The 24,998-nt window shown below is 50.0% G+C and carries 19 protein-coding genes; 11 read left to right on the top strand and 8 right to left on the bottom strand.

Annotated features, from left to right (window positions below):
- Positions 1-97: 97 nt before the first annotated feature.
- The 3 genes from ACAW87_RS07650 to ACAW87_RS07640 form a co-directional block, all read right to left on the bottom strand.
- Positions 98-814 carry a helix-turn-helix domain-containing protein gene (locus ACAW87_RS07650; RefSeq protein ID WP_370722764.1) on the bottom strand — a complete coding sequence of 239 codons (717 nt, stop codon included), beginning with the start codon at positions 812-814 and terminating at the stop codon, positions 98-100.
- Positions 815-921: 107 nt separating this feature from the next.
- Positions 922-1,884, bottom strand: coding sequence for an SDR family oxidoreductase (locus tag ACAW87_RS07645; protein WP_370722763.1), 963 nt, complete (start codon positions 1,882-1,884; stop codon positions 922-924).
- Positions 1,885-2,403: 519 nt separating this feature from the next.
- Complete coding sequence (locus ACAW87_RS07640; RefSeq protein WP_370722762.1) at positions 2,404-2,796, bottom strand: winged helix-turn-helix transcriptional regulator; 393 nt, start codon at positions 2,794-2,796, stop codon at positions 2,404-2,406.
- A gap of 66 nt (positions 2,797-2,862) precedes the next feature.
- Here ACAW87_RS07640 and ACAW87_RS07635 point away from each other — a divergent pair, with 66 nt between their 5' ends.
- Complete coding sequence (locus ACAW87_RS07635; RefSeq protein ID WP_370722761.1) at positions 2,863-3,516, top strand: nitroreductase family protein; 654 nt, start codon at positions 2,863-2,865, stop codon at positions 3,514-3,516.
- A 248-nt stretch (positions 3,517-3,764) separates the two neighbouring features.
- Here the strand turns inward: ACAW87_RS07635 and ACAW87_RS07630 are convergent, their stop codons facing one another.
- The 5 genes from ACAW87_RS07630 to ACAW87_RS07610 all read right to left on the bottom strand — a co-directional run bounded on the left by ACAW87_RS07630 (position 3,765) and on the right by ACAW87_RS07610 (position 8,411).
- Positions 3,765-4,754, bottom strand: a complete 990-nt coding sequence (locus ACAW87_RS07630; RefSeq protein ID WP_370722760.1) for a hypothetical protein — start codon at positions 4,752-4,754, stop codon at positions 3,765-3,767.
- Between the two features lie 251 nt (positions 4,755-5,005).
- Complete coding sequence (locus ACAW87_RS07625) at positions 5,006-5,923, bottom strand: helix-turn-helix domain-containing protein (protein WP_370722759.1); 918 nt, start codon at positions 5,921-5,923, stop codon at positions 5,006-5,008.
- Positions 5,924-5,933: 10 nt separating this feature from the next.
- Positions 5,934-6,278 (bottom strand): hypothetical protein, encoded by a 345-nt coding sequence (locus tag ACAW87_RS07620; RefSeq protein ID WP_370722758.1) that lies wholly within the window; start codon positions 6,276-6,278, stop codon positions 5,934-5,936.
- A gap of 88 nt (positions 6,279-6,366) precedes the next feature.
- The gene (locus ACAW87_RS07615) at positions 6,367-7,140 is read right to left on the bottom strand and encodes an SDR family oxidoreductase (RefSeq protein ID WP_370722757.1); all 774 of its coding nucleotides are present in this window, start codon (positions 7,138-7,140) and stop codon (positions 6,367-6,369) included.
- A gap of 1,022 nt (positions 7,141-8,162) precedes the next feature.
- Positions 8,163-8,411, bottom strand: a complete 249-nt coding sequence (locus ACAW87_RS07610; protein ID WP_370722828.1) for a helix-turn-helix transcriptional regulator — start codon at positions 8,409-8,411, stop codon at positions 8,163-8,165.
- Positions 8,412-8,850: 439 nt separating this feature from the next.
- Between ACAW87_RS07610 and ACAW87_RS07605 the strand changes: the two genes are divergently transcribed.
- The 10 genes from ACAW87_RS07605 (at position 8,851) to ACAW87_RS07560 (ending at position 24,923) form a co-directional block, all read left to right on the top strand.
- Positions 8,851-9,621: a GntR family transcriptional regulator gene (locus tag ACAW87_RS07605; protein ID WP_370722756.1), complete on the top strand. Its 771-nt coding sequence runs from the start codon at positions 8,851-8,853 to the stop codon at positions 9,619-9,621.
- Positions 9,622-9,794: 173 nt separating this feature from the next.
- On the top strand, positions 9,795-11,222 hold the full coding sequence (locus tag ACAW87_RS07600; RefSeq protein WP_370722755.1) for a sugar porter family MFS transporter: 1,428 nt from the start codon (positions 9,795-9,797) through the stop codon (positions 11,220-11,222).
- A 72-nt stretch (positions 11,223-11,294) separates the two neighbouring features.
- Positions 11,295-14,435: a SusC/RagA family TonB-linked outer membrane protein gene (locus ACAW87_RS07595; protein WP_370722753.1), complete on the top strand. Its 3,141-nt coding sequence runs from the start codon at positions 11,295-11,297 to the stop codon at positions 14,433-14,435.
- Positions 14,436-14,455: 20 nt separating this feature from the next.
- Positions 14,456-16,093, top strand: coding sequence for a RagB/SusD family nutrient uptake outer membrane protein (locus ACAW87_RS07590; protein ID WP_370722751.1), 1,638 nt, complete (start codon positions 14,456-14,458; stop codon positions 16,091-16,093).
- A gap of 12 nt (positions 16,094-16,105) precedes the next feature.
- Complete coding sequence (locus ACAW87_RS07585) at positions 16,106-17,224, top strand: SusE domain-containing protein (RefSeq protein WP_370722749.1); 1,119 nt, start codon at positions 16,106-16,108, stop codon at positions 17,222-17,224.
- 91 nt (positions 17,225-17,315) lie between these two features.
- Positions 17,316-18,527 (top strand): glycoside hydrolase family 76 protein, encoded by a 1,212-nt coding sequence (locus ACAW87_RS07580; protein WP_370722747.1) that lies wholly within the window; start codon positions 17,316-17,318, stop codon positions 18,525-18,527.
- A 34-nt stretch (positions 18,528-18,561) separates the two neighbouring features.
- Positions 18,562-20,922, top strand: coding sequence for a GH92 family glycosyl hydrolase (locus tag ACAW87_RS07575; RefSeq protein WP_370722745.1), 2,361 nt, complete (start codon positions 18,562-18,564; stop codon positions 20,920-20,922).
- Positions 20,923-20,967: 45 nt separating this feature from the next.
- Complete coding sequence (locus ACAW87_RS07570) at positions 20,968-22,182, top strand: glycoside hydrolase family 76 protein (protein WP_370722743.1); 1,215 nt, start codon at positions 20,968-20,970, stop codon at positions 22,180-22,182.
- Between the two features lie 6 nt (positions 22,183-22,188).
- The gene (locus tag ACAW87_RS07565) at positions 22,189-23,139 is read left to right on the top strand and encodes an ROK family protein (protein WP_370722741.1); all 951 of its coding nucleotides are present in this window, start codon (positions 22,189-22,191) and stop codon (positions 23,137-23,139) included.
- Complete coding sequence (locus ACAW87_RS07560; RefSeq protein ID WP_502918389.1) at positions 23,136-24,923, top strand: class I mannose-6-phosphate isomerase; 1,788 nt, start codon at positions 23,136-23,138, stop codon at positions 24,921-24,923. Before ACAW87_RS07565 ends, ACAW87_RS07560 begins: the two co-directional genes overlap by 4 nt.
- Positions 24,924-24,998 lie beyond the last annotated feature (75 nt).

Genomic DNA, 24,998 nt, shown 5'->3' with positions numbered 1-24,998 from the left:
ACGTTTGTTGACAGCCATATTAACTAGACATCGCTGTCGGTAAATCGCCTTGTCAACGAACGGGTTATTGTAGTGCGCACAAGACCCGTCCGGTGCTTTAGGCCCCGCTTGTAGCCACTTCCGATGGCGTCTTCCCGAAGGTTTTCTTGAATACAAATGAGAAATGGGACAAGTCTTCAAAGCCCACTTCCAGATAGACAGTGCTTGGCTTCTGGTGTTGCCGGCTGAGTTGAAAATACGCTTCGTCCAATCGTCTCTTCATCAGCCAACTTCCAGGCGGCATGCCAAAGGTTTTTTTAAAATCCCGTTTGAATGATGAAACGCTTCGTCCGGTCAGGAACGCAAAGCGGTCCAGACTAACGTTGAACCGAAAATTTTGCTGCATGTATTCTTCCAGATCAATTTTGTGGGGACTACTAAAATTGAAAAAGATAGCCGCTAACTCAGGTTGTGCCCTCAACAATAACAGCAGTAACTCTTCCCGCTTAAGATCGGCAAAGGTCTCATCCAGTTCTGAATCGCTGGAATAGTAGGGTTCCAGCGATTGACTATACTGCCTGATGAACGGATTCTCGTTGACAAACAGGAATGAATCACCGTAGATCGAGGGGCCTACCGGGTAAACATGCCGCTCGGTAAAGCGTCTTAAGAAGGGCTCATCCAAGGTGATGATGATCTTGACAAACTGGTCATCTTCCTTGAACTTGGTGTAGCGAATCAGATGATTCTTCCGGGCAATGAAGCAATCACCTGACTGCATATCATAGCGCTTTCGTCCGTCATACGCCTTCATCGATCCCTTCAACAGAACCATAAAGTAATGGTCTGAAATAAACTGTTCGGGTGAAATGTCCGGCCCTATATGACAGGAATGAATTTGGTTGGTCGTCAATTTTTGAAGGCTGAAGGTCGCGCACAAATTTACGCCGTGATCGCACTGTCCAGGCTGGCTAAAATAGCCTCTTCTTTGCTACGTGGGTGCCAATCTAACAGGTCTTTTGCTTTTCGATGCGACATGTTAATGTAATAGGTCGGAGCAATAGGTGTCAGATCGGCTATCATTCCAGCTTTTTGAGGGCGTTCTTCCTTGATAAGCTGGGCTACGTCATAAAAGCTAACCACGCCATCTGAAGTCGCCAAAAAGCGTTGGCCTTTGGCTTCGGGTAGTACCATCGCTTTTATATGAATGTCGGCTACATCACGCACATCAACCACTCCAAAGGTGAATTGGGGGCTATCGGTAACTGTTCCTTCAATAAGCGCTTTGATAACTCCCTCATACGAGGCCGGATATATCCCACCAATAATGGGCCCAAAAATACCTGCCGGATTGATGACCGTTAGCTCCAAACCCTCGCCTTGATGCCTAATAAAATCCCAGGCCGCTTTTTCAGCGATCGTTTTAGATTTGATATAGGGCTGAACTGGGGCATTTTCATCAGTCCAGTCGTCCTCTGTAAATGTATGCTCGTTGGGGTCGATACTGTAGCCAATCGCAGCAAATGAAGAGGTCATCACCACACGTTTTACGCCCGCTTTCCGGGCAGCTCTCAAGACCCTCAACGAACCCTCACGAGCCGGTATGATGAGTTCGTTTTCGTCTGCAGGCTGTACTAATGGAAAGGGGGAGGCTACGTGCAATACATAGGTGCATCCCTGGGCCGCTTCTTCCCAGCCCCCATCGGCGGTCAGGTCAGCTTCCACATAAGACAATTTTTGCAGATCGATAAGTCCAGATTCGTTCAGAGCATGAACGATAGCTTCTTTTTTAGCCAACGAACGCACTGTCGTTTTGACGGTGTAGCCTTGTTGGAGCAACATCGAAATGGTGTGAATCCCCACAAAACCAGTGCCCCCTGTTACTAATACGGTTTGATTAGTCATTCTTTCCTGTTTTGAATACAGAGGCAAAATTGATAAGTAAACCAGTGGGTGAGGTTTGTTGTAAAGGTCAAGTTTTGTTTGTTGTGGAGGTCAATTATCCGAACGGACTAACGTAAAAGGTGATTGGATTCGGTCTGTTGGCTCTTATCCGGAACCTAAGTTATCCGATATAGTAGACTACTAACGTCTCTATTAGAAACCATAGCGATCTGCTTAGCTCTACGCTATATCCGTTAGGCAGATTTATCGAAGCGGCTTAGATAGACTTTTCAAGCCACCATTAAACAGAATAGGCGTGTTTATCTATTCGTTCTTTTCAATGACTAGTTAACCTATAATGCGTTCATACGGACTGTACTCAAAGCGATTGAGCGAATCACGAATGTGGTCTTGCATGATTGCAGTTTAACACATATAAACCGTCAACCTTTTCCAGTACAAGACAATCTTCAGATCGACGGTCTGTTCGTCCGAGCAATCGACCGACGATCTTTTATCATCATCAGTCAAGCCAAGCTTCTATGGCACTATAGATACCTCATCGTCTGAAAGTTCCAAAGGCTCTTGCAGAATGATCTCCCGGTGCCGTTCTCCCCAATCAGCGAGTACGCTAATGATCGCTTGAGTCGAATAGCCATAGTCAGTCAACTCATAGATCACCGTGATCGGCTTGTCACTCTTGACCGACCTTTTTACCAATCGGTTCATTTCCATCTCCTTCAATTCCCTGCTGAGGACCTTCCCAGATATCCCGCACACATCCCGCAGGAGGTCCGAATAGCGCTTAGGACCATAGAGCAGACCGGCAATGATACGGATCTTCCATTTACCGCCCAAGACATACATCGCATCATGAATACTCATGATCGCTTTCTTACAATCGTGCGTTGGAGTTGGGGTTATTTTTAACATAGTTACCTTTTTGTCACTATTACTTTTTGCCAGTTAGTGACAAAAGTAAACTGACATTACCGAATTTTGCCCAAACAACTGACAGAAAAAATGAATGTTATAGAAAATCTGGAATGGCGTTATGCCACCAAAAAATTCAGCGAGCAAAAAGTTTCGGCAGACGATCTTGCCAAAATTCTTCAAGCCACCAATCTTTCGGCTTCGTCTACTGGTCTTCAGCCATATCGCATCATTGTCATAGAAAATGATGCACTTCGAAAAGAACTGGCCGAGGGTTCGTTCAATGCTCAGATCTCGGAGTCGTCGCATCTATTGGTATTTGCGGCTTTTGATAAAGTAACAGCCGATCACATTAGGGCCTACATTGCTCATATCGCGAGTGAACGAGGCATTCCTGTAGAGGCATTAACTGATTTCAAGGCGGCATTGATAGGGGGACTTCTGTCGAGATCTGATGAGGAAAATTCGGCATGGGCGGCTAGACAAGCCTATATCGCTTTAGGAACAGCCTTGATCGCTGCCGCTGAATTGAAAATAGATTCAACGCCTATGGAAGGCTTTGATGCAACCAAATTTGACGCCTTGTTAGGATTACCAGAGAAAGGTCTAAGGTCGGTCGTTGCGCTTGCGATTGGCTACCGTGATCAGGATAATGACCACTTCGCTACGTTGAAAAAAGTTAGACTCCCACTTGCTGACCTTGCTACTTTCTTTAATTAAAGAGCGGTCATACCTGCTTTTGCCAGTCAGGTACAAAAGATCATAACTCGTTGTTGAAGGTGACAGATAAGCTCACGTCCAACAACGAGTTATTTAGTTTTTAGCGGGTTAGTAATCCTTGATAAGACATTTCCTTTGTCTCACTTATGAGCCTTATTTTGAGAATGCTTTTTCACAGAGGATAAGCGAACGGAATTTAAAAGAGCCTAAAGTTTACTGCCCTTGCTGACGCTGTACCACTGCCCAGCCTACTCAGCGGTCGCTATTTTCTTGGCCAGGTTAGAAGGTAAATAACAGTTGAAACCTGTCTGTTGTTGCAGATCCGCTAACAAACGGATCGTTTCTACACTACTCAGGCCCAGGGCTTCCCGGCATTGATCGACTTTAACCTTTGCTTGAGCAGTCAAGGAGCTACTCAGGTAGCCGAAGTGCGTCTCTTGACCGTTAGTCTTCACGGCCATGTACCAGTCATCAATCATCGCAAATTCGTAGGGTGACAGTTGCCCGGATTTCAAAGCCTTCATAAGCTTGGGTCTTACATGGGGGTACACCGTGTCTTTTAAGGCGTAGGCTTGGCTGATGGAGTTGTGATGACTCAGCATGACGGCAGCCCAATAACCATTATGGATCAGGCGCTCACCGGGGTAGCCGTACTGATTAATAATCGGCAGGAGTTGAGCCATCTGCTGCTCACTGTGGGGAGCAAATCGTTTTTCGGCGTACCGCTCTTGGGTAGCCCCTATGCGAAACAGCGCCAACAGGGCCTTTCGCTGATCCTTTTTAAACAGTTTCTCAACCCGAGCCCGAACGTCCTGATTTCCCCCGTTTTGGTAGAGCGCTCTGAGCGAGTCATATTGTTGTTCAACTACTCGCCACTGCGGGTCGCGTTGTAGCGTAGTGATCAAGGCATTTTTCTTGATGTCGCTCAGGGTCCAACCCGTAGCGATTGCTTTCTTAAGATAGGTAAACGCCTGCTGTTTTTGGTCCACTTGTAGGGCCAACTGCGTAGCCACTTTGTAGTCCCTTGAAAAGACGAACTCGTAGCCATCAAACACCTGCTTATATAATGCGAATGCCTCTTGATAGTGCTTACGAGCAATAAGCTGTTGCGCCCTGGCAATAGTTTGATGATAGGCTATATAATCGGTTTGATCAGCTTGGCCAGGCAAACTTGCTGGGAGCAATGCACCGAAGCGAAGGGCATCAAGAAGAAGATAAAGAGTAAGGAGTTGGTTCATGCCAGCGGTTTTATTATTTAGATGCGGCTAGGGGGCGGGCGGTTGTGAGCCGTTAAGGAGTTTTAAGAAACGAGTGACTGTTGAAGGCATGAGTATTCTCTTACTCGATTCTTCTCAGTCCAACGGCAGTATAAAAGCAGGTAGATAACTCGTTTGTCTCGTTAGGAGAGTATAACGACATGCTACCGTTATACCCGCTGGTATAACGAGTGATTTATGAAAATGAACTACCCTGGCTTAGCGGGCTCTATTTAATTAAACGACCGTCTGAATTCCAATGGGGACATAGCCGTCTTCGATTTAAAGAGTTTACTAAACGATTGGGAGTGCTCAAAGCCCAACGCATAGGCAATTTCGCCCACAGACAGTTCGGTCGTAGATAGTTTTTCTTTCGCCAGACCGATCAATTTTTCATGAATGAGTTGCTGCGTGGTTTGGCCGGTGAGTTGTTTCAGCAGACTGCTTAAGTATTTGGTGGATAGGTTCAGTGCGTCGGCGATGTCGTGCACAGTGGGCAAGCCTTGGGACAACAACGCCTCATTTGTCAAGTAGCTGGTCAGTACAGCTTCCAGCCGGTCGAGTAGCTGGCTGTTGGTGATCTTGCGGGTGATGAACTGACGTTCATAGAAGCGCTGGGCATAGGTGAACAAGACCTCCAATTGGGCAATCATCACGTCCTGACTAAACTTATCGATGGTGGTGTGATACTCCTGCCGGATGGTATCCAGGATACCGTTGATCAGCGTTTCTTCTTTGTCGGAAAGAAACAGGGCCTCATTGGCCGAATACCCAAAGTAGTCATACTGCTTGATTTTCCTGGCCAGCGATGTGTTCCATAAAAAGTCGGGATGAATAAACAGCATCCAACCCTCCAGTTGGTGAGGTACACCGTTAGCATCGCCACGCAACAGTTGCCCTGGTGCTATAAAGGCCATGAGCCCTTCATCGAAATCATATTTCTGCTGACCATACATTAACTTGTCGCACCCCCGTTTCAGAGACACCACATAAAAGTCCGAAAGAACGGAAGTAATCGAAAAAGTAGCAGGGTTGGTGGCCAGGCCTTTCAGCTCAACAATACCAATGAGTGGGTGCTGGGGTTTGGGCAAATTCAGCAACCGGTGTATGTCCGCAATTGATCTGATTCGTAGTGGTTTGTTACTGTCCATGACCATACGTTTAAGGCTTGAATGGATACGTTAACCAAATCAGGAGTAGCGGCAAGGCCAGAAACGGAATTTCCAGTAGTGCCGTACTGATGATGCCTGTTCTTAATGACAAGGCCATGATCAATACGATGGTGATGGCATTGAGCAGGTTTCCGATGAAAAATGTCTGGGGAAACAAAATCAGTAACCCAATGAGGATTGAAAACACCCCAAAGAACGGTTTTACCGTCTGGGTAATGCCCAGGCCTGCCATCATTTTTGCCTGTTCCGCATTACCTGGCTGGAAGGCATCCCAACCGTGTTTGAGGCTCAGAAACGATGACAGTAAAACGAGTAAGATACTAATGAGTTTCATAGCTTCCTGTGTTTAAGTCTTACTCAATCCTTTTGATTGTCAAAACTTTACCCATTTAGGGGAATAGTGTTTAGCGGCCGTGTTATCGCTATCCGTATATAAATGAGGCACCCATCTTGCCTGCCTGCGAAAGCATAAATCCGGGCGCTACCCGGCTCATCACGCGCATTAATTTGGCCAGACCCGGGTAAATTTCGTCCTGATTCCGTTGCATGCCTTCAATAGCTGCATCGACAATTTTTCCTGGAGCCATCAATGCGTTGGTACTAAAGCCGTCTTCCTGTTGAAATTTATCGTTGAGGGGTGTCGACGAGCCTGGAGCCACCAACTCGAATACCTTGATATCAGTGTGTTTGAGCTGCACCCGCAGGGCCTGGGTGTAAGCACGCAACCCTGACTTACTGGCACTATAAATTGGTGAGATGGGGAAGGCCATCAGGGCAATGCCCGAGGTCACGTTAAGAATGGCCGCGTTGGTTTTTGTCTTGAGATGAGGCAGGAACTGTTGCACCATCCGAATGGGGCCCATCAGGTTGATCTCTAATTCGCGGGTAAGGTCGGTCAACTCGTGGTGATGGTGTAGACTGATTTTCCGCATTTCGCCCGCGTTATTGATGAGGATGTTTAGGTCGGGAAAATCGCGGATCACTTTTTCAGACAGCCTGATGATATCCTCGGCTACACTCACGTCGCTTTGCAGAATATGCACCCCGGGAAGGGATCGTTTAACCGCCTCGAGTCTTTGTGCATTTCGGCCGGTGATAATGACGGTGTTACCCATCCTCATTAATTTCGATGCGAACTCAACGCCGAAGCCTCCGGTTCCGCCAGTGACTAAAATAGTATTATTGGTTAACTGCATGGTTTCCGTTTTTTGTTGATGCAAAGGTCAGCCGGCTTGCAAAAACGGATGTAGCCAAAAGTCGCCAAGTTGTAGTTAAAAGGACTCTGGTTTCCACGCAATCCAAGTCAGCCTAGCCTTGCCAGGCGGTAGCTATCGCAATCTCCTTGCTAACTAATTAGATAAATGAACGATTGACGACAGACAGACCAGTCAGCCGTCTGATAAACTGCCTAGTTTACAGACCCATCTGTTCGTGCCGGTACTACTGTTCTTAGGACTAAGCGATTAGCTTAGCTAGCCATCTGCTAAGCCAACGTCTTGCGGTCAGTCAATGAATATCGCTACATAGGGTAATTGACTTTCGACGCTAGCTGCTAGGTTACCTCTACAGCGGTGGAACATGCACCTTGTTTGGGATGATAAACGACCCAAAATTGCACTATACCAGGATGGGTATTGCCCTGATTTTACTTGACATATTTACATTCATTTTACACTGAAACCATTGACTCCATCAATTGCACTTTAGCCTTCTGACCATGTTTCGATACCCACCATTTCTTAACCAACTAACCCTGCATTCGATGCGCCTGGTTAGGGATATACAGTTCGGGGATAGTACAATTGGCGTGCATTTGCCGCCTAATACAAAAGTCATGATCCGCTGTCGCAATCAGCTGGCAATCAGAATGCGAGTAGCTAAACAGCAAATATGCGTATTATTAACGCAGTCAGGGACTGTAAATGAGACAGGGTCCGCCGTTGCAATTGGTTGTTGAAATAGCAATTTGAGACGGTTTCTCTCGCACAAAAGTGGGGATATTCAGTAGCAACAAGTTGCCCTAATAAAACAGGTATTTGATGACTTATGAAAGTGCGATGTTGTCGCGAGTAGATCTACTAGATAGTTGTTCAAATTTATTGCGTCTTGTGTTCCGATGGTCCAGCCAAGCTGAGTCTGTAGAACATGCACGTTTGGCTAGTCCAACTCCTCAATCGCCCATTTTTCAACCGAGCTGTTTGTAGTAGTCCACTTTAAATTAGGTCTTTAACTTCATTGGCGGATACCCGAAGTGCTCCTGAAATACTTTGGTGAAGTGGGATGGTGAATTGTAACCGATTTGGTAGGCCACCTGCGTCACATTTAACTCTTCTGTTTGCAATAGGTCGGCCGCCCGCTCCAGCCGAACCCGCTGAATGAAGCGGTTCGGACCAAGGCTCGTCAGTACGAATAATTTTCGATTTAACTGCGTTCGGCTCATGTTAGCCTGCGTCGCCAGCCAGTCCACGTCCACCGTATCGTTGCCCAGTTGAGACAGAATCTGGTGTACCGATAAGCAAGTAGTCTTGCACCGGATTTAACAGTACCTCTCGACGAGAGGTGTTATATGCCAATGCGTTCAACAATCTGGCGCAGGTGCGCTAAACGGTACAGGCCTGGCTGGTGGAGTATAATACCGAACGGCCCAACCAAGCGTGAAGTTCATGTCTCCGACGGTCGTCCGCTGCCGTCGAATATCGACATTTAGTATAAATTCTGGTCAAAACGGGCTCACCAAAGGTAACTATGTGTTGCTTGATTTCTGGGGCAAAATCTGTAAATCTATAGCCAGACGAGACAGTTGATACCTCTTGCAGTCACATTTGCCGCAACGGAGAGAACCTGACTTAAATTTTTCAGCGAAAAACTATGAATAAATTTTGCAGTCAACTGAAAATCTATAACATTTGCAAAACAATATGTATAGACATTTGGACAAAATCATGCAGCTATCCAATATTGATCACAGTAGCCCTGTCCCACTTCACCTTCAGGTAGAAACAATTATGAGGGAATTGATTGATAGAGAGGAGTATCAGCAAGGCAAGCTTTTTCCAAATGAGGTCGATCTGGCAAAACGGTTTGGAATAGCACGGAATACGGTTAGACAAGCCATCAGCAAATTAGTCAACGAACAGTTGCTGATCCGCAAAAAAGGGGTAGGGACGAAAGTGGCGAAAAACCGGATTACCACTAAACTCAACAACTGGTCAAGCTTTACGCTTGAGATGCATGACAAAGGCGTTGACTTTCAGAACTACGAAATCAATGCAGGCTGGACACTAGCCGATCAGGATGTAGCAGAAGTGTTTGGGATTGATGTCGATTCAAAAGTAGTGAAACTGGAGCGTCTTAGAGGATTGGATGCAGGGCCTATTGTCTACTTCGTTTCGTATTTCCATCCCCGCGTTGGCTTAACAGGGTCTGAAGATTTTTCTAAACCACTATACGAAATGCTGGAGAAGGACTATCATACCGTTGTAGTCCTGTCTAAAGAAGAAATAAGCGCTACTCTGGCTGATGATCACCTGGCGGCCATATTACACACTAATCCCGGCGAACCAATCCTGATGCGAAAGCGAATTGTTTGCGATCCGGGTGAGCGGGTCGTTGAGTTCAACGTAGGTTATTATCGCGCCGATCGTTTTACGTATGCCATTGATATCGCTCGAAAATAAGCTGGTTATCAACCCTTAACGCACTTTGACTGTATGTTTACCCGAATTCCTCTTAGAACAGGCCCTTTTTTTCACTTTTGTTATGTCTATACATATAGACATAACAAAAGTGAAATGTTTAAATCAACAGTACAGTCTTTCAGTCTCCCTCAACCCCTATCGCAATAAATAAGATGGTTGTTTCAACGGATCAAGGTTTAAAAAAGACCAATAACACGTACCTGTATCTGGTTTGTCTGGTAGCAGCACTGGGCGGTTTTCTGTTCGGTTTCGATACCGCCGTGATATCAGGTACAGTGAGTCTGGTCAAAGCCGATTTTACACTCGACGCCGTTCAGGAGGGCTGGTTTGTTAGTTGTGCCCTACTGGGGTGCATAGTGGGGGTCAGTGTCTCGGGCAAATTGAGTGACGCCTATGGCCGCAAACTAGTCCAGATTCTCTCGGCAGTGTTGTTTTTGGCTTCGGCCATTGGTTGCATGCTCTCTTCTACGTTCACGACACTGATCGCTTTTCGGTTGATAGGAGGGCTAGGCATTGGGGTGGCGTCGATGGTTTCACCGCTCTACATTTCCGAATTCGCCCCTTCACGCTACAGGGGCATGATGGTATCGCTCTATCAGTTAGCCCTGACCATCGGCATCGTTATAGCGTATTTTTCCAATGCCTACCTGGCCAGCCACACCACTGAGTATGCCGGAAACGAAAGCCTCGGCACAATCTTATCGACCCAAGTGTGGCGGGGTATGCTAGGTCTGGGCGCGGTACCGGCCGTCATCTTTCTACTAGCTCTGCTGATGGTACCCGAGTCGCCAAGATGGCTGCTTTTACGGGGACAAGAGCAAAAAGCAAAGGCCATATTGACCCGTATTGATGGCTCTGTTTCGGCACAACAAGAAATCGATGCCTTTAATGCATCTGGAGATGAGGGGCACGGTAACCTGAGCGAACTCTTTACGCCGACTTACCGACGTGCGTTATGGATCGGCTTGCTCCTCCCGTTTCTATCGCAGGTGTGCGGCATCAACGCCGTCATTTATTATGGCCCCAGAATACTTGAGCAAGCGGGTTTTACGCTCAATAATGCATTAGGAGGTCAGGTGACCATTGGGCTGGTCAACGTAGCTTTTACGTTCGTCGCCATTTTTACCATCGACAAATGGGGGCGTAAACCTCTGCTGTATGCAGGTGTAGGCGGGGCCGTGCTATCACTGCTGATTATTGGGTTGCTGTTCCAACTGGATATCACGTCGGGTCTCTGGATTCTGCTCTTTATTCTTGCCTTCATTGCCTGCTTCGCTTTTTCGTTTGGTCCCGTTTGCTGGGTCGTCGTTGGCGAAATCTTCCCTAACAACATCCGGGGGAAAGCCATGGCGTTAGCCACCCTCTCTCTCTGGATCGGCAACTTTCTGGTTGGGCAGTTAACGCCTCTCCTGCTCGAGGACCTGGGTTCTGCCTGGACATTCTGGTTGTTCGCGCTGTGCTGTTCGCCCGCCCTCTGGCTCACTTGGAAACTCATACCGGAAACCAAAGGACGCTCTTTGGAAGAGATTGAGACGTACTGGAAAGAAACCCACAATGCCTCTAAAAGCCTGTCATCTTGAGTGCTAGCTATCAGTGCCTTATGACGTCACTTGTCAAAACACAATGCATTTACCTAAATCAATTCTAGCCGCATGAACCGTTTAATACACCCTGTCGTGAATCGAATGATCACCACATCGGGCAGGCAGCGATCGCTCCTTGCCTTGTTATTTCTTCTGCTGATCAGCAGCTATGGATCAGCCTTTCCTGTTGCTGGTAAGCCCTTGTTTTTGGGGCTACTCAATATTGACATTACTGGTCAGGTACTCGACGACCAGAATAAACCCTTGCCGGGTGCTACGGTAAGCGTGGTTGGTACTACTCAGGGAACCACGACCGACGCCGATGGGAAATACCGACTCTCCCTTCCCGACGAATACGTTGGGCGTAGTCTCGCATTCTCCTACATCGGATTTACGAAGAAGACGGTCGTCATCGGGCAGGAGCGTACCGTTAATGTGACACTGGCAACCGACGAAAGCCAATCGCTCGATGAAGTGGTCGTGGTTGGATATGGGCAGCAAAATAAATTGTCGGTTACCGGCGCGGTTGATCAGATAAAAGCCCAGAGTATCGAGAGCAAACCCGTGACCAATGTGCTTCAGGCATTGCAGGGAGAGTCGCCTAACCTGATTATTCAACAGACAAACTTCAACCCTGGCAGTGGGGTAAACATCAACATCCGCGGTCTGGGTACGTTAGGCGACAATACGCCACTCATAGTCATTGACGGTATCATTGGCGGGGATATCAACCTGCTGAACCCCAACGACATTGCGAATGTGTCGGTCTTGAAGGATGCTGGGTCGGCCGCGATTTATGGATCACGCTCTGCCAACGGAGTACTGCTGATCACGACAAAAAGTGGGAAGCTAAACCAGAAAGCCACGGTCACCTACAACGGTAGCTACGGTATGCAGACGCCTTACGTTGGCCTGAAAAAGGTTAACGCCTGGGATAACGCGTATTACAAAAACCTGTCGCTGATCAACTCGGGATTACCACCAATCTATACGCCTGATGATATTCAGGCGCTGAGAGCACAGGGCAATGGCGACTGGGAGCGCCAGTCCATTTTGCAAAGTGCGCCCCAGCAACTACACAACATTTCGATCGCAGGGGGTGGGGCCACAAGCAGCTACCTGATCTCGGCAGGACTACAGGATCAGCGCAGCAATTTTGTTGGCCCATCCTACGGCTACAAAAAATACAACCTGCGCCTGAACCAGCTATCTGTCATTGGCAAGCTACGGGTCAATACGATTCTGAACTACGTTAAATCGCAGAACAAGTCGCACAGTAATGCCGACTGGGTCATTTTTGCCGATGCCGACCGGGTGCCGTTGAACTACAGCTTTCAGGATGCGGAGGGCCGCTACCTGACCAACCCAGTTGCTTCGCAGTATAACGTAAAAAGCGTGCTGGAAAATGGAGGCTATTATCTATCTGACAACGACCAGTTTTTTGCCAATCTGAACACCGAGCTTAGTGTTACGAAAGACCTGAAGCTTACCGGTATATTCGGAGGAACACTAAACGCAAACAATGCTTTTTTCCGTCGGCTACAGGTTAACAATTACCCGACTGGTGTCTACGGAAATGACCGGACGGTGTATGATAACAGTTTTAAAAACTCGTTACTCAATGTCCAGGCGTTCGCCGATTATACCAAGCGAATAGGCAACCATAGCCTCAAGGTGTTAGTGGGAGCGTCTGACGAATATTACCGGTCGAACGGGTTCCAATTGCAGAAAACCCTGACTGATCCGGCCCTGGGCACGCCAACCACCGGGACAATTCTTGATCCGGTCAATTCCTACAACAGCAACACCAACACGAACGAAACGCGCATCAGTTCGGTGTTTGGCCGGGTTAACTACTCGTTCAAAGACCGCTACTTCGTGGAGGGTAATTTCCGGGAGGACGGGTCCTCTAAGTTCGCTTCGGGAAGACGTTGGGGATTCTTCCCGTCGCTGGCAGGCTCCTGGATCCTTTCCGAAGAGTCATTTATGAAGTCACAGAACGCGGTGAGCAGTCTCAAGTTGCGGGCCTCGTATGGTCTGGTGGGTAACCAGAACGTAAACGCTTATCAGTACCAAACCAACTACTTCAACTACGCTAACTCGTATGGCTTCAATAACTCGGTCGTAGGCGGGGCTGGCTTCAGTCTTGGCAACCCCGACCTGACCTGGGAGAAATCGGCGATGCTGAATATCGGTACCGACGCCAGTTTCCTACAAAACAAGCTGACGCTTTCCCTTGATTTCTTCAATAAGGTGACCAGCGATATTTTGTATAGCCGTCAGGATATTCCGCTGCTATTTGGTGCAGGCTTTCCGGACTTCAACGTCGCTAAAGTCAGAAACAAAGGCTGGGAGGTCAGTGCGACCTATAACCTCAACAGCAAAGATGTTAAACAAAGCTTTAGCCTAAATCTGGCCGATAATCAGAACACCCTGCTGGCGCTGACCTTCGGTTCTGATCAGCAGATCGCCAATGTTGATGCCTTTGGCTTTATCCGGAAAGTGGGGCAGCCCATCACCCAATACTGGGGCTACCAGACAAACGGCTATTTCCAAAACCAGGCTGACGTCGATAATTCACCCAAACCAGACGGCGTTGGTGTTGGCCCTGGCGACCTGAAGTATACCGACTTTAACAACGATGGTAGAATTGATGACAGCGACAAGATCGCGCTGGGTAATCCGTTTCCCCGCTACACCTTCGGCTTTACGTATCGACTCGCTGTTAAAGGGTTTGACCTGAATCTGTTTATCCAGGGCGTTGGCAAACGCGATGTTATGCTGCGGGGCGAGGAAGTGGAGCCGTTTCACTACAATTACGGGGCTACTATGTATGAGCACCAGACGGATTTCTGGACGCCCACTAATCCTGATGCGCGCTACCCCCGTCTGGCCGCTATTGGTTCTCCGTCGAATACCAACAACTGGCGTTACGGCTCGGATGTATATCGGTTCAATGCCGCGTATGCCCGGCTGAGAAACGTACAGATCGGCTACACGTTCGCCAATAAGCTGACCCAGAAAATTGGCGTTCAACGCCTGCGGGTATCCCTGATTGGTCAAAACCTGCTGACGCTCTCTGAGCTCAAATTTATTGACCCCGAAACGTCTGAGTTCAATAACAACCTCAATCTGGGGGCAGCCTCGAACAGCGCGCGTAACTATCCACTACCTGTATTTTACGGGTTCGGTCTCGATCTCAGCTTCTAACCCTTAACCTATTGCCAATCATGAATTACCTTAAAAAAATAAGTAGTCTGTGCCTGGTGCTTCTCACCGTTGTCGGGTGCGGACCTTTAGACATAGCGCCCGTCAATCGCTTTACCGAACTCAATTTCTGGACCACGAGCGAGAACGTGAACAATGCCCTGAATAATATTTACAGTGGCATGTATACCAGCACGTTATACTTTTATAACGAAGCTTTATCCGACAATGCCTATACCGCGCAGGGGTCGGCTGCGGGTAACCCGGAAGCTATAGCGAGCGGCAGTTTTACATCGACATTGCCTAAATTTCAAAACGACTGGGCCTTTTATTACCAGGGCATAAAATCGTGCAACATCTTTCTGGCCAACGTCGATCAGAACACCACGCTTCCGGCTGGTGAACTATCAAGGATGAAAGGTGAGGTACGTTTCGTGCGGGCCTGGCACCATTTTAACCTGATGAAATGGTATGGAGACGTACCCCTGCTCGACCGTGATCTATCGCCCGACGAAGCCAAAGTGATTCCCCGTTCACCCAGAGCGACGGTCTTGAAATTCGTAACCGACGAACTGACGGCGGCCGCTGACCTGCTGCCCTCTAAAGATTCGTATGCCCCCGCCGATAATGGCCGAATCACCAAAGGCGCAGCCATTGCCCTGAACGCCAGAGTACTGCTTTACGAAGGCAATCGAATGGCCGAAGTCGTGACCCTGTGCGAAAAGCTGATCAACGATCAGGCCACCAATGGTCAGTACGGATTAGCGGCAAACTACAGCGATCTGTTCAGCAGCCCCACGGTCAACAAAACCAGCAACGAGTCGATACTGGCGCTGCAATACGTACCTGGCTTACGTACCTGGTCCGAGTTTTTTGATTTCGCTCCCCGGTCGGCTGGTGCCCGGACAAACAGCATGGCGCCTACGCAGGAGTTGGTGAATGATTACGTGATGCTCAATGGTAAAGGCATTACCGAAGCGGGTTCGGGCTACACAGAAAATAACCCGTACGTCAACCGGGATCCCCGGCTCACGGCCACTGTCGTTTATGACCAATACGTCTGGCGTAATGCGGATGGTACTACTCAGATCATCTACATCAAACCCGGCACAGACCCTGTACGACCCGCTCTGAATGAGTATACCCTGAACGGGCAGGGTTCACCCACGGGCTACTACTGGCGCAAATACTACGACCCCAACAGCCTGGCCAATTTTGCCTCGGGCCTGAATCTGCACCTGATCCGGTATGCTGAGGTCTTGCTAATGTACGCGGAAGCCAAGCAGAGCCTGGGTCAACTGAATGCCAGTGTGTGGGATAGAACAATTCGGCCACTCCGGCAACGGGCGGGCTTCACCGACCCTGAGGCTCTCAACTTTCCGACAACTGGCGATCTGACGCAGATTGTCCGCCGGGAGCGCCGGGCTGAGTTGGCGATGGAAGGGATACGAATCGACGATATCCGACGGTGGAAGACCGCGGAAACGGTGCTAAATGGGTACGCCCACGGTGCCAAATTCGGTGATCCAACCGTAGATAATGGCTATATCCGCGCGCAGCGACGCCAGTTTGATCCGACCAAAAACTACCTCTGGCCATTGCCAGCTTCAGAGTTAAACCTGAACAAGGTCTTGACGCAAAACCCTGGTTATCAACCTTAAACAGCACATCCAATGAAACATGTATTAACCACTGGTGGTATGGCGTTGCTGGCCATATTATCCATAGTATCCTGCAAGCAGACGGTTCGGGAATTGAACCCGGCAGTAACGCCGGTTAGTACGCTAACGGCCCCCGAAAATAATGTCAGCATCAAGCTGGAACCGTCTACCCCGGCCAGTGTGCAGTTTAAATGGGAACCCACCCAAACAACAGAAGGGGTACTGTACGAGGTAGCTTTCGATAAGGCCGACGGCGATTTCAGCAAGCCGTTTTACAAGACCGTATCCGACGGGTTGGGTGTGCAGCCGCAACTGACCCTAAGCCATAATGACCTGAAGAAAATCGCGTCGCTGGGCGGAATTGCGGCCTCCGCTACGGGAAGTGTCAAATGGACGGTCTTGGCGTCGGTTGCGTTCAATCGTCAAACAGGTACGTCTACCCGCGTATTGACCATGACCCGACCCGCCGGTTTTGTTGACCTCCCCGATAGCTTGTACCTGACAGGTACGGCCACCGAAGGGGGGGGAGAAGTGGCCAAAGCGGTCAGGCTCAAGAAAGTGGAAGACGGCGTTTTCGAGGTGTATACGTCTCTGAAAGCAGGCACCTATTATCTGACGAACAGACTGTCGGGCGATGGCAAGCGCTATTATGTGGCCAATGACACCATCCGGGAGGGTAATTCATCGGCCACGCTGACCGGTGCGGCTAAAACGTATCGCTTACGGTATGATTTTAATATAGCCTCTACCCAGGCGACGGAAATACAGTCAGTTGGCCTGTTCATGTCAGCCTACAATAAGGAAATCGGTACGCTGGCGTATGCCGGCAATGGCACCTGGTCGGCCGCCAGCATTCCCGTCGAGTTTTATCAGTTCTCGTGGGGTAGGGATGAGCGCTACAAATTTGCCATTCACACCGCGACGGGTACAGAGTACATGGGTAGTTCGAACGTAAACAACAACAGCCCGGCCGGGGCTCCTGCGTCCTATTTCTACCTCCAGTCGGTTTCCAATGCTCAATGGGACAATACCTACAAGTTCGACCCGACTGCCGATTTGCAGAAGGTTAAAGTAGACCTTTTCCTGCGGGCCAATGCGCCTTACAGTCATCAGGTGACTGTGCTGAAGTAAGCGCTGGCTATGTCAGCAAGCAGGTGATTCGTTTCCAACAATCTTGTGCCAGTTGCAGTGATGTGGCTGGCACAGGATTAATACTCTCGTTATGAACCGTTCTCATTTCATTTGTCTGGTACTCGTCGTACTCGTTAGCCTCATTTCGTCCTGCGATGACAAGCAGCCGTCACCCATTGGCGGGCCTGATACAACCAAGCCCAACGTACCCAGCCCAACCGTGTCGCGGTATTTGACGGCGGCCCGGAAAACGCATGACTACGTGCTGGCTAATTTGCTCACGCCCTACAAGAGCTACCGGGTCAATGCCACCACCGACCCAAATTCGGCTTTTGAGTGGTACAACGTAAGCCAGATCTACGCCGATGCTGCCATGGTGAAGCGGGGCGATACGACTTACGCAGCTTATATGAACGATAGTTTCAACTGGATGAGTCACTTCTGGGACGATACCAGTCCCATCGGCGGCTACTTTGCTTTCGTACGTATCGATGGCACCGGAAAAGGCTCCGACCCCCTGAAATACATCGATGACAATTCCCTGTCAGGCGTTATATACCTCGACGCCTATGAGGTCAGCACCGGGGCCCAGAAAACGGCGTACCTTGACAAAGCAAAGGCGTGTGCCAACTGGCTGATCAAAAGTGGAGCCTGGGATAACACCTTCGATGGTGGTTTCTGGTGGAACACGGCCAAAACCGTAAAGCCAACCCAATCCAACGGGCTGGCTATGCAGTTGTTCACGCGCTTATACATGATCACCGGCGAGTCGGTTTACCGCGACTGGGCAACGGCTGTCGACAAGTGGTTGTCGAGTAAGTTATACGAAAGCAGCACCGGCCTGTTCGTCTGGCAGATCGATCAGTCGGGCAAGCGGTTTACCGAAAAATTCACCTACGACAACGCCATTATGGTCGAAGCCTTTCTGATGTATGCAGAAGCTATGAAAGATCCCTCGTATCTGGTGAAGGCGCAGGCGCTTGGCAATGCCATGAACCGGACGTTGTGGGATAAAACGCATAACCTCTACATATTCAATACAAGCGACCGCCGAATTAGCCCCGCCTGGTGCGGTTGGGGGTCGCAGGCCATGATCAAGCTGTATGAATCGGATAAGAACGCGTCATGGCTTGGGTACGCTCAGGGTAACATCGACGCCATCAATACGGTCCTGAGAGATGCCAATTCAGGGGGCTATTACCAATTTGCCGGTTTGGACGGTGCCGGTCGATACACAAACATTGAAGGCGTCGATGTGGCCTGGATGCAACGCCTGCAAGCAATGCTGTCAACTTATAGATAACCCGTTAAATAGCCTCTATTCAATCGATTTTGGAATGAAATACCTGAAAAGCATTACCCTTTTGCCTTCACTAATCCTCATTGCTCTGCTGACATCCTGCGCGGTAAAGAGGCCAAACGTGCTCCGATATGTTGATCCCAACATCGGGACGGCGCATAGTCGGTGGTTCTTCTACACGCCCGCAGCCGTGCCCCACGGAATGGCCAAACTGGCTCCGTCGACCAACGGTCATTACGGTAATAATCAGGGGTGGGAAGCGGTAGGCTACGATACCCGGCATAATTCCATTGAAGGGTTTGTGCACTTTCATGAATGGCAGGTTGGTGGCGTAAGCGTCATGCCGACTACTGGTGAGTTGAAGGTAAAACCCGGCCTTCTTGAAAACCCCGAGAGCGGTTATCGGTCCAGATTCGATCGCAAGAACCAGGTGGCCGAACCGGGCTACTATAAAGTCTTGCTGGACGATTACCAGGTTACCGCTGAGCTTACCGCAACCAGCCATGTCGGTTTCCACCGGTATACATTCCCCAAAAACGACCAGTCAAGGGTTCTCCTAGACATCGGCAATGTACAAGGTGAAAGCGGGGAGGTGCGGACCGCAGCCATCCGGATGATAGACGATACCCACTTCGAGGGCTCTGTTATTACGTACCCAAAATACGTAAAAACCTACGATGAGAAAGGGCAGGTGTCAATGTACATCTGGGGGGAAGTCAGCAAAAAACCACGGTCGGTCGGGGCCTTTTCAGACAGTGGTATTCGACCCAACACCAACGAGGCCACCGGAAAGGGAGCCGGTCTTTTCCTGGAATACTCCACCAGCGCCAACGAGGCCATTGAACTGAAAGTGGGGTTATCGTATACATCAATTGCCAACGCGAAGGTGAATTTTGAAGCCGAAGCGTCGGGGCTATCCTTTGAAAAAGCCCGGAAACAGGCGCAGGATACATGGCAAACCGAGTTGGGTAAATTGGCCGTGGAGGGCAATGAAACCAGCAAGGTGAAATTCTATACAGGCTTGTTCCATGCCCTGTTGGGCCGTGGCATCGCCAATGACGTGAACGGCTCTTATCCCCGGCACGATGGAGGCATTGGCCAGTTACCGCGTGATAAAAATGGAAAGTTCAGCCACAACTTCTATAATACCGATGCGATCTGGGGCGGCTACTGGAACCTGACGCAGTTATGGGCGCTGTCATATCCGGAGCGGTACAGTGACTTTGTGCATACCCAACTGGCGGTCTATAAGGAGCGCGGCTGGTTTGGGGATGGCATTGCCAACAGCAACTTCGTTTCGGGTGTAGGCACCAATTTCGTCGGTCTGGCCATTGCCGGAGCCTATCAGTCGGGCATACGGGACTACGACACCATCTTGGCTTATCAGGCCATACGGGCCAACGAACTCAACGGACGCAACCGCCCTGTAGGTTCGGGTAAACTGGACGTGGAGGCTTTTGTAAAACGTGGGTACGTTCCTTACCTCGACGCGGATAAAACCGATTCGACCGGTTCGCACTTTTCAGCGTCTCACACGCTGGAATACAGTTTCAGCGCGTTTGCGGCCGCCCAACTGGCCAAAGCGATGGGGAAACAGACCGACTATCAGCAATTCAGGAAGGCCTCCGACGGCTGGAAACTCCTCTATGAACCGGGGCAGAAACTGGTTCGGCCCAAAAAAGCGGATGGGACGTTCATTACCAAGTTCGATCCGTATGAGCCCTGGCGTGGTTTTCAGGAAGGCAATGCCGTACAATACACCTTCTTTGTGCCGCAGAACCCCAAGGCGCTGATTGAGGCCATTGGCGAAACTACGTTCAACAACAGGCTCGACAGCATCTTCACGACGGCGCAGAAAAATGGCTTTGGTGGCGGTAAAGAAATCGATGCCTTTGCCGGCATCAAGTCAATCTATAACCACGGCAATCAGCCCAACCTGCACATCAGCTGGCTGTTCAACTTCTCGAAAAAGCCGTGGCTCACCCAGAAATGGACGCGCGCCATCTGCGAGGAGTTCTACGGTACGGAACCTATCCACGGCTACGGCTATGGGCAAGACGAAGATCAGGGACAGTTAGGTTCGTGGTACGTGATGGCTGCCCTCGGCTTATTCGACGTAAAAGGTTTCACCGATTTGAGGCCGGTTATCGAGCTGGGAAGTCCCGTCTTCGATGAGGCAACCATCCGGTTAGGCGATGGCAAACAGCTACGAATCGAAGCTAAATACAACTCCGCTCAGAACGTGTATGTTCAGTCGGCTACGTTCAACGGAAAAGCTTTGTCAAACTGCTGGCTCTACCGCGATGAACTGATGAAAGGCGGAAAACTCACCTTCGTAATGGGTAGCCAGCCTAACATGAACTGGGGAGTTAAAACGCCCCCGCCTTCGGCCCAGTAAGGGCAGTTTTATAGTCGACTATACTCAACAAAACAGGGATGAAGTATGATTTTGAGTCAAAAATGGGCCATGTACGTTGTCGGGCTATCGGTAATCAGCGGCTTATTCACGTGCCAGACGGCGGTGGGGCAGTCGCCTAAACCGTCGGCTGTTTACCTGAGCCGGGCGCGTGAAAGCTATCAGAACGTATGGAATCGATACCGGGTGCCTGCCTATGGGTTATTCTCCGAGAACTACCCGTCGAATCATTCCGATTCACTAACCTACATGCAGGGTGGTGGCGTTAAGGAAAAGGCGGTTAGTTTTCTCTGGCCCTTTTCCGGCCTGTTTTCGGCGACCAACGTGTTGCTGAAAACACCATCGGAACGTAAAACGCAATTGCTTTATCTGGACAGCCTGGTAGTGGGTATGGAGAAATATCGCGACGTTAGTCGCTCGCCTGTCGGTTATCAGGCGTATCCGGTTCAGTTTGAAAAAGCAGACCGGTATTACGATGACAACGGGCTGGTGGGCATAGACTATATGGAGGCCTACCTGAACACCCGGAATCCAGTGTATTTGAAGCGGGCAAAGGACGTTTTTGCTTTTATTCTAAGTGGATGGGACGACGAACTGGGCGGTGGCGTAACCTGGCTGGAGGGGCATCGCGATCAAAAACCGGCCTGCTCCAACGGAATGGCTACCTTAACGGCGCTAAAGCTGTATCAGGGTACCAAAGACCGGTATTACCTGCAATGGGGTCAGAAATTTTACAACTGGATGCACACCAACCTGCTCGACTCAACCGGTGTGTACGCCAATGACCGCAAAGCCACGGGTGTGGTGAACCGGGTTTTCTACACGTATAACTCCGGCTCTATGCTCGAAGCGGCTGTACTGCTGTACGAGTTTACTGGCGATAAGCAGTACCTCAAACAGGCCGAACAGCTGGCCAGGGATACGTTCGTTCACTTCGACAAGCGCCCGCATCCGGCCCCAATGGCCATTCAGATCGACCTGCCCTGGTTTGTTACCGTGCTGTTCAGAGGCTACGACGCGCTTTACCGGGTCAATGGCGATTACCAGTACGTGGCTAAGATTAAAGAAAGTCTCGATTATGCCTGGCAGCATTCTCGTGATCAATATGGCTTGGTCACCCACAGCTGGATGCCCGAACCCAAGGAACTGGCGAAACCGAAATGGTTGCTGGATCAGGCTTGCATTGCCGAACTATACGCACGGATAAGCCTGCTGGAAAAAGAACGCGAAACGAAACGATAAACCCACATGGAAGAAAAAGCGGTCATCGCCATCGATCTGGGAGGCACCCGAATTAAGCTGGGATTAGTCAGAGCCGGTACCGTTTTGTTGACGAATCAGATGGATTCGCAGTCAGGTCAGGGTTTACAGGCCCGACTGCCCCAGCTTGAAACCGCCATCAGCACGATGCTGGCCCAAGCTAGCCTGACTACGGCAGACCTGATTGGCATCGGTATCGCTATTCCGGGGATTGTTGACCCGATCAACAAACGGGTTCTGACTATCAACGGGAAGTACAGCGATGCGCCCGAACTTGATTTGCCTGCCTGGGCGGGCGACACCTGGGGCTTACCGTTGTATCTGGAAAACGACACTCGTGCGGCACTGCTTGGTGAATGGCAGCATGGCAGCGGGAAGGGCTACGATAACGTCATCCTGATGACCCTCGGCACCGGTATTGGAACATCGGCGGTCATCGAGGGTCGATTGTTGCGCGGCAGGCATTTTCAGGCGGGCATCCTGGGTGGTCACGTCATCATCAATACCAATGGTAACCAATGTAACTGCGGTACCGTGGGTTGCGCCGAGGCCGAAGCGTCGACCTGGAGTCTGAATCAGCGGGCGACTTTGCACGCAACGTACCCACAAAGTTTACTTGGCCAGTACGATACCGTTGATTACGAAGCTGTTTTCCGCTGTGCCGGGCAGGGCGATGCTTTGGCCATCACCCTGCGAAACGAAAGCATAGCCACCTGGGCCGCCTGTGCCTATAATCTGGTGCAAGCCTATGATCCGGAAATCCTGATTTTGGGTGGCGGGGTGATGGCTAGCCGCGACGTTATTATTCCCCCAATTCAACAGCGTCTGAATCAAAACGCCTGGGCAACATGGGGCCATGTGGCTGTTGTGCCCGGCTCATTATCCGACTCCGCAGCACTGCTGGGCGTCGCTACTTTAGCATACAACCTTGATATATGAACGTTTTAACACCATCAATCTTCGACAAATTTCCCAGTATTTCTGTGGAAGGGGAAACTTGCACTACGGGATGGGAACCGGTAGTCTCAGTCTTGCGAGATAGAATTCGGCCCGACGATCGAGCCAAAACTATCGTGGCCGTGGATACGTACCTGGGCGTGTTCACCGACGAGGTTATCGCTGGCCTGCGCTCCCTGTCGGATCAGCTAACGATCGTTGAAACAAGTCAGGCTCTGCGTAGTCAGCCCGAAATTGACGCCCTCGTCAGCGACTTTGTGACGGATGACCCGGTGTTTGGGTACGTTTGCCCGTTTGAACTACCGACCTTTTTCGACGAGTCCAAACTGGTTGTGTGTCGGCAAAACATACAGGCGGTTTCGGAAGGTATCGTGCTGATTATCGGTATTGGGGCCTCGCTTTTCGTCGACCAACCCGATCTGTTGCTGTATGCGGATATGCCCCGATGGGAGATTCAGCTTCGGTTTAGAAAGAATCGGGTGAGTAATCTGGGTGTTCTTAACGCCAACGCTAGTGTTGCCTACCAGTACAAACGGGCTTTCTACGTGGACTGGAAGGTGCTGGATCGTCACAAAAAACAATACATGGCGCAGTGGGATTACCTGGTCGACACAACCCTCGAAGGAACGCCCAAACTGATCAGCGGAGCAGCCCTGCGCAAAGCCATGGCGCTCACCGTACAGCGGCCTTTTCGGGTTGTTCCGTTCTTTGATCCGGGCCCGTGGGGTGGTCAATGGCTGAAAGAAGTGTGCGATCTGGACCGGTCGGCCGTTAATTACGCCTGGGGCTTCGATTGCGTACCTGAAGAGAATAGCCTCTTGTATAATTTTGACGGCGAAACGGTTGAAATCCCCTCGATCGATGTAGTCTTTAGCCATCCAATCGAATTGCTGGGCGAGGCCGTTTTTACTGCGTTTGGCGCTGAGTTTCCCATCCGGTTCGACTTTTTAGACACCATCGAGGGGGGCAATCTAAGTTTACAGGTGCATCCTCTGCACGAGTACATGCGCGAGAAGTTCGGCATGGGGTATACCCAGAACGAGAGCTATTATTTTCTGGAAGCCAAGGAGGATGCCTGCGTGTATCTGGGATTGAAAGAGGGCATTAATTCCGCCAACATGATTGGTGACCTGGAAAAGGCGCAGCACGGAGGGGTCGATTTCGACGCTGAGAAGTACGTCGAGAAATGGCCCATTAAGAAGCACGATCACGCCCTGATTCCTGCCGGTACGGTTCACTGCTCGGGAGCCAACAGCGTTGTGCTCGAAATCAGCGCGACGCCCTTCAATTTCACCTTTAAGCTCTGGGACTGGGGCCGAACCGGCTTAGACGGACAGCCCCGCCCTATTTCTCTGGAACATGGTAAGGAAAATATTCAATGGGACCGCACAACCCAATGGACGAAGGCCAACCTCCTCAATCAAATCGAGGAAATTGAGCGTGGCGATGGCTGGCGGGAAGAGCGTACCGGTCTGGATGAGGATTCGTTTATTGAAACCCGTCGGCATTGGTTTTCGACGACGGTCACACACCATACGCAGAACGTCGTGAATGTGATCAATCTGATTGAAGGCGACGAAGCCATAGTCGAAAGTCCGACAGGTGCGTTCGAGCCTTTTGTGGTTCACTACGCCGAGACATTCATCGTACCGGCCTCGGTCGGTGCCTACACGATCAGGCCGTGTGGCTTGAGTGAGGGTCAGGAAGTAGGTACGTTGAAAGCCTATATACGAACGGAAAAGCTGAATGACTTTCGTTTGAAATAAGGGGAACTGATCAATACTGAGAACGTAGTATCTACAGCTCTATATTGATTACTGCCTGACTGTTTCTTCGGCTGA

Origin of the sequence: Fibrella aquatica (assembly GCF_041321135.1) — a bacterium.
In the GTDB taxonomy this organism is placed as follows: domain Bacteria; phylum Bacteroidota; class Bacteroidia; order Cytophagales; family Spirosomataceae; genus Fibrella; species Fibrella aquatica.
This window is presented reverse-complemented; position numbering and strand designations above follow the sequence as displayed.